This is a genomic window from Phenylobacterium sp. (assembly GCF_035276905.1).
Lineage (GTDB): Bacteria > Pseudomonadota > Alphaproteobacteria > Caulobacterales > Caulobacteraceae > Phenylobacterium.
Genome location: NZ_DATELG010000187.1, coordinates 1 through 5510, shown reverse-complemented (window position 1 = coordinate 5510; position 5510 = coordinate 1). Strand labels below are relative to the sequence as shown.

The following is a 5510-nucleotide window of genomic DNA, read 5'->3' as shown; positions in this document are numbered from 1 at the left end:
TGAACGGCCGCGGCGCGCAAGCCGCGGGCCTTCTGGCGCCGGTCGAACTCGACGGCGAAGAGGACGTTGGCGGTCTTCGACCGGCCGTAGGCGCCGAACGGGGTGTATTCGGTGTGCGCGAAGCTCGGATCGTCCAGGTTGACGTCCGAGAAGCGGTGCGCGGCCGACGATAGGCCGACGAAGCGGCCGCCCGGGGCGATCAGGCCGGCGATGCGGTTGACGAGCACGAAGTGGCCGAGGTGGTTGGTCCCGAACTGTGTCTCGAAGCCGTCGGCGGTCCGGCCGAAGGGCGTGGCCATGACGCCAGCGTTGGCGATCACCAGGTCGAAGGGCCGCCCGGCGGTGACCAGGGCGTCGGCGCACTTGCGCACGCTGGCCAGGGAGGCCAGGTCCAGCTCGACCAGCGAAAGGCTTCCGCCGTCGGCCGCCTGCGCACGTACGGGCGCGGTCGCCGCCTCGGCCTTGGCGAGGTCGCGGGCGGCCCCCACCACCTCGGCGCCGTGGGCCGCCAGCGCGCGCGCCGTCTCCACGCCGAGGCCCGCCGAGACCCCGGTCACCAGAATCCGCTTGCCGCTGAGATCGACGCCCTGGAGCACGTCGTCGGTGGTGGAGTGGTGTCCGAACGTCTTCGCCATCGGGGCCTCCCTGCGTCCACGTGGTGGAGCTCTGCCCTATGTGGGTCGGCCAGGCCCGAACGCCACCCGCCGGCGCCTGATTTACTCGCGGCGATGCGGACGGCGGGCGCAAAGCCTGCTAACGGCTGCCCGCTCACGCTCGCGGCAGGCTTGGCGGCGGGCGCACGAGGTTTCCGATGCCGTTTCCGAACACCCATCCCGCTCTGGCCCAGGCGCTCGCCGCGCAAGGTTACGAGGAGCCGACTCCGGTCCAGGCCGCGATCCTGGAGGCCCCAGCAGGCGCCGACCTGCTGGTCTCCGCCCAGACCGGCTCCGGCAAGACGGTGGCCTTCGGCCTCGCCGCCGCCGGCGAGCTGCTGGGCGAGGCGCCGCGGTTCGCCCAGGCCGCCGTCCCGCTCGGCCTCATCATCGCGCCGACCCGTGAGCTTGCGCTGCAGGTCGCCCGCGAGCTCGGCTGGCTCTACGCCGCGGCCGAGGCGCGGATCGCAACCTGCGTCGGCGGCATGGACGCCCGGCGCGAGCAGCGGGCGCTGGCCGCCGGCTGCCATCTGGTGGTCGGCACCCCCGGCCGCCTGCGCGACCACCTGGAGCGCGGAAACCTCGACCTCTCCGGCCTCAAGGTCGTGGTGCTGGACGAGGCCGACGAAATGCTCGACCTCGGTTTCCGCGAGGACCTGGAGGAGATCCTCGACGCCACGCCGCCCGAGCGGCGCACCCTGCTCTTCTCGGCCACCATCGCCCGCGAGATCGCCACCCTGGCCCGCCGCTACCAGCGCGAGGCGGTGCGCATCGACACCGTGCGCCGCGACGAGCCGCACCGCGACATCGAGTACCGCGCGGTCCGCGTCGCGCCGAACGAACTGGAGCACGCCGTCGTCAACGTGCTGCGCTATTTCGAGCCGCCGGGGGCGCTGATCTTCTGCGCCACCCGCGAGGCGGTGCGCCACCTCTACGGGGCCCTGCGGGAGCGCGGCTTCAGCGCCGTGGCCCTTTCCGGCGAGCTTAGCCAGAAGGAGCGCTCCGATGCGCTGCAGGCGCTGCGCGACGGCCATGCCCGGGCCTGCGTGGCGACCGACGTGGCCGCGCGCGGCCTCGACCTGCCGGCGCTGGACCTGGTGATCCACGCCGAGCTGCCGCAGAACAAGGCCACGCTCTTGCATCGAAGCGGCCGCACCGGCCGCGCCGGCCGCAAGGGCGTCTCGGTCCTGCTGGTCCCCTACACCCGCCAGCGCAAGGCCGAGCACCTGCTGGCGTCGGCCCAGGTGCAGGCGATCTGGTCCGGACCGCCGCTCGCCGAAGAGATCCACGCGCGCGACCGCGAGCGCCTGCTGGAGAGCCCGCTCCTCAGCGAGGCGGCCTCGGACGAGGACCTGGCGCTCGGCCGCGAGCTGCTGCAAGGCCGCGCGCCGGAGGTGGTGGCCGCGGCGCTCGCCCGCCTCTACCGCTCGCGCCTGCCCGATCCCGAGGAGGTGTTCGACGACGGCCGCGGCGCCGAGCCGCCGCCGCATCAGCGCCGCGAACGCAGCCGCGAGCCGCGCCACGCCCTGGAGGCCGCAAGCGGCGCCTGGTTCCAGATGCCGGTCGGCCGGCGCGACAACGCCGACCCCAAGTGGCTGGTGCCGCTGATCTGCCGGCTGGGCCATGTGACCAAGAAGGACATCGGCGAGATCCGCATCTTCGACCGCGAGACCCGGTTCGAGATCGCCGCCGCCGCGGAGGCGCGCTTCCGCGAGGCCCTGCGCCACGCCGCCGACGGCGAAGTCCCGATCACGCCGGCCGGCGCCCCGGCGCCGAGGCCCCCAGGACCGCGCGGAGCCAAGCCGAAGGGCCATGCGCCCCGAGGACCTTCGGCCAAGGGCGGCCCGCCTCGCCGGGGCCCGCCGCGGCGGCGGCCGAACGGCGGGCGCCACCCAGCCTAGGGCTCGCGCCCTGCTGATGAATCAGCCCCTAGAATCAAAAGCTTGGCGCGAACGCCGATCTCAGGACCGGATCCACTCTTGCGGAATGCGCTCTAAGGGTTCGCCCTAGTATCAGCTTCACAAACAACGTCGTTAGATTCCACTGTTTCAGCGCTGAAACAGCGCTCCCGAGCCCCCGACGGGCCGGCGTGGAGGACGCGATGATGACGACGATCAGAACCAAGCTCGCGACGCTCGGCCTCCTGGCGGCGATGGCGGGCGCGCCCGGGCTCGCGCTTGGCCAGGACGCCGCGGCGACGAACGGGACCCTGAAGGGGATGATCATCTCCCACAGCGGCTCGACCATCGTCGTGCGCGCCAACGGCGCCGACACGCCGGTCCTGCTGACCCCCGGCACCAGCATCCGCGGCACCTCCGGCGCGCTGGGGATCCGCGGCGAGGACCACCCGCCCTCCGACCTGATCCGCGGGCTGGCGGTCACGGTGAGCACGGTCCCGAGCGACGCCGGCCGGCTGGCCGCCACCGACGTCACCTTCAAGAACAGCGACCTGAAGACCGCCCAGCAGATCAATGCGGGCCTCGCCAGCACCGACGCCAACGTGGCCAGGAACGCCAACGCCATCGCCAACGTCGGCCTGCTGGAGCCCGCGGGGCGGACCAAGGTCTATTTCGCCCTCGGCAGCGCCCAGCTCACCGAGGAGGGCAAGCAGAACCTGCAGTCGATCGCAGCCCAGGCCAAGCAGATCAAGGGCGCCTATCGGCTGGCGGTGGTGGGCCGCGCCGACACCAGCGGCAACGCCGCAGCCAACGAGCGGCTGAGCCAGCAGCGGGCGGAGACGGTCAAGAACTACCTGGTCCGCACCCAGGGCATCTCGCCGGCCTATTTCATTCCCGACACCGCGCTCGGCTCCGCGCCGGTCGCCCAGGACCCCGACCCGCCGAAGACCGCCGCCGAAGCGCGGCGCGTGACCGTGACGATCGCGGTCAACAAGTCCAGCCAGCAGGCGGCGACTGCGGAATAGGCCGAGCCCCCGGGGCGGTTCACACCGCCTCGGCGATTTCTTCCACGAAGGTGATGACGCGCCAGGCGTCGGGCCGCGCGAGCAGGGCGCGCACCAGCTGGTTGTTGAGGCCGTGGCCGGCCAGCTCGCCCTCGAAGCGGCCGATCACCGGCGCGCCCAGGACATAGAGGTCGCCGATCGCGTCGAGCGCCTTGTGGCGCACGAACTCGTCGGGGCGGCGCAGGCCCTCTGGATTGAGCACCCGGTCGCCCTCGATCACCACCGCGTTCTCCAGGCTGCCGCCGCGGGCCAGCCCCAGAGCGCGCAGGGCCTCGACCTCATGCACGAAGCCGAAGGTGCGGCAGTCGGCGATCTCGCGGCGGAAGGCGTGCTCGTCCATCGCCATGTCGATCGCCTGGCGGCCGATGACCTTGGTCGGGAAACGGATCGAGAAGGCCATTTCGAAGCGATGGCAGGGCTTCAGCGCCGCACGCTTGTCGCCGTCGGCGACCTCGACCGCCTGCAGGATCTCGATAAAGCGGCGGGCCGCGGCCTGCGGGCGGCGGCCGGCGCGGTCGAGCAGACGCACGAACGGCTCGGCCGAGCCGTCCATGATCGGCATCTCCGGCCCGTCGAGCTCGACCACCGCATTGTCGAGGCCCAGCATCACCAGGGCCGCCATCAGGTGCTCGATGGTCGAGACGGTGACGCCGGCTGCGTTGCAGATCACCGTGCCGAGCTGGGTCTTGCAGACCGCCTCGCCGCTCACCGGCAGGCGATTGTCGCGATCCGTGACGTCGGTGCGGACGAAGACCACGCCTTCGTCGACAGCCGCCGGACGGACGGCGACCCGAGTATAGGCGCCCGTATGCACCCCGACCCCGGCGAACAGCGCCGGAGTGCGCAAGGTGTGCTGAAAGGCGCCGTGCTGAAACCCGTCTGCGGCCACGCTGCCACCTTCCAAAACAACTGAACCGACCACCTGGGCGGTCGGAGAACGTCCCAGTTGCTGGGTACGGCGATTACCGCGCCGCAGCAAAACACTTGCTGTTTCGCTATGTTTCGCTTCGGGACAGTTAAGACCTCGTTCACCGAACCGACACGTTCGGCTACGGACGCTTCGAGAGGATCAGGCGTCCGTCTTCGGATTGACCGGCACGCTCAAGAGATACGGCAGTTCCGCCGAGGCGATGGTGGATTCGCGGCCGTTCTCGTGGATCACGGTCACGCGGCCGAGCGCGGGATGGACCACCACGCCCTTCATCCCGTCGATCCAGGCATGCAGCACCGCCCGCGTCCGCTCCAGGCCAGCGCCGCCGACAGAGGCCTCGCCCGCGGCCTCGACCTCTTCGGCCAGCTCCAGCACGCGCTCGACGGTGGCCTGGATCTTCGCGGACTGGTCGTCGCTCACGCTCGTCCCCTGGATATTGCAAGCGGAACATCCGCCCGACCTCGGCTTTTGGCCAAAACGTCCCGGAGCGCAAGGTGCTCCCCCCAGGGAGAGGATCTGACGCAAACGAAAGAGGCGGGCGCCGGGGTCGTGGCGCCCGCCTCTCGGGGCTGGGCGGTGCAGGGGCCGCCCGATCGTTACGCCGCGCCTAGTTGGCCAGGCGGCGCAGGAAGGACGGGATCTCGAGATCTTCCCCCGTCTCGGCTTCCGGCGCCGGGGTCTCCAGCGGCAGGGCGCCGCCGCGGACCTGCGGGGCGGCGCGCGGCGCAGGGGCCGGAGCCGGCGCCTGTTCGTAGCGCGGACGGCCGCCGAACAGGCTGAGGAACCCGCCGCGCGGCCGGCGAGCCTCATAGGCGGGCTCGGCGAACAGCGGCTCCTCGTCCTCGTACTCGGCCACCGCCGGATCGACGATCCGGGTGACCGTCTGCGCCGGCTGGGGCGCGGCGGCGACGGGCGCGGCGTAGAGGTCGGGCTGCGCCTGCTCGACGACCGCGACCGGCTCGGA

The 5510-nt window shown here is 72.0% G+C and carries 5 protein-coding genes and 1 pseudogene; 2 read left to right on the top strand and 4 right to left on the bottom strand.

Features of this window, described 5'->3' with window-relative positions:
• A partial coding sequence (locus VJS38_RS08675; RefSeq protein WP_324087751.1) for an SDR family NAD(P)-dependent oxidoreductase occupies positions 1-635 on the bottom strand: 635 nt, incomplete at its 3' end.
• A gap of 176 nt (positions 636-811) precedes the next feature.
• Between VJS38_RS08675 and VJS38_RS08670 the strand changes: the two genes are divergently transcribed.
• Complete coding sequence (locus tag VJS38_RS08670) at positions 812-2554, top strand: DEAD/DEAH box helicase (protein ID WP_414692425.1); 1743 nt, start codon at positions 812-814, stop codon at positions 2552-2554.
• 203 nt (positions 2555-2757) lie between these two features.
• Entirely contained in the window at positions 2758-3576 is an 819-nt protein-coding gene (locus tag VJS38_RS08665; protein ID WP_324087750.1) for an OmpA family protein, read from the top strand.
• A 19-nt stretch (positions 3577-3595) separates the two neighbouring features.
• On the opposite strand, the gene lpxC is transcribed toward VJS38_RS08665, so the two are convergent.
• The 3 genes and pseudogenes from lpxC to VJS38_RS08650 all read right to left on the bottom strand — a co-directional run.
• A complete protein-coding gene (gene lpxC / locus VJS38_RS08660; RefSeq protein ID WP_324087749.1) occupies positions 3596-4504 on the bottom strand; it encodes a UDP-3-O-acyl-N-acetylglucosamine deacetylase in 909 nt (302 codons plus the stop codon).
• A 180-nt stretch (positions 4505-4684) separates the two neighbouring features.
• On the bottom strand, positions 4685-4966 hold the full coding sequence (locus VJS38_RS08655; protein WP_324087748.1) for a hypothetical protein: 282 nt from the start codon (positions 4964-4966) through the stop codon (positions 4685-4687).
• 187 nt (positions 4967-5153) lie between these two features.
• Positions 5154-5510, bottom strand: a pseudogene (locus tag VJS38_RS08650) (cell division protein FtsZ); the annotation flags it as partial.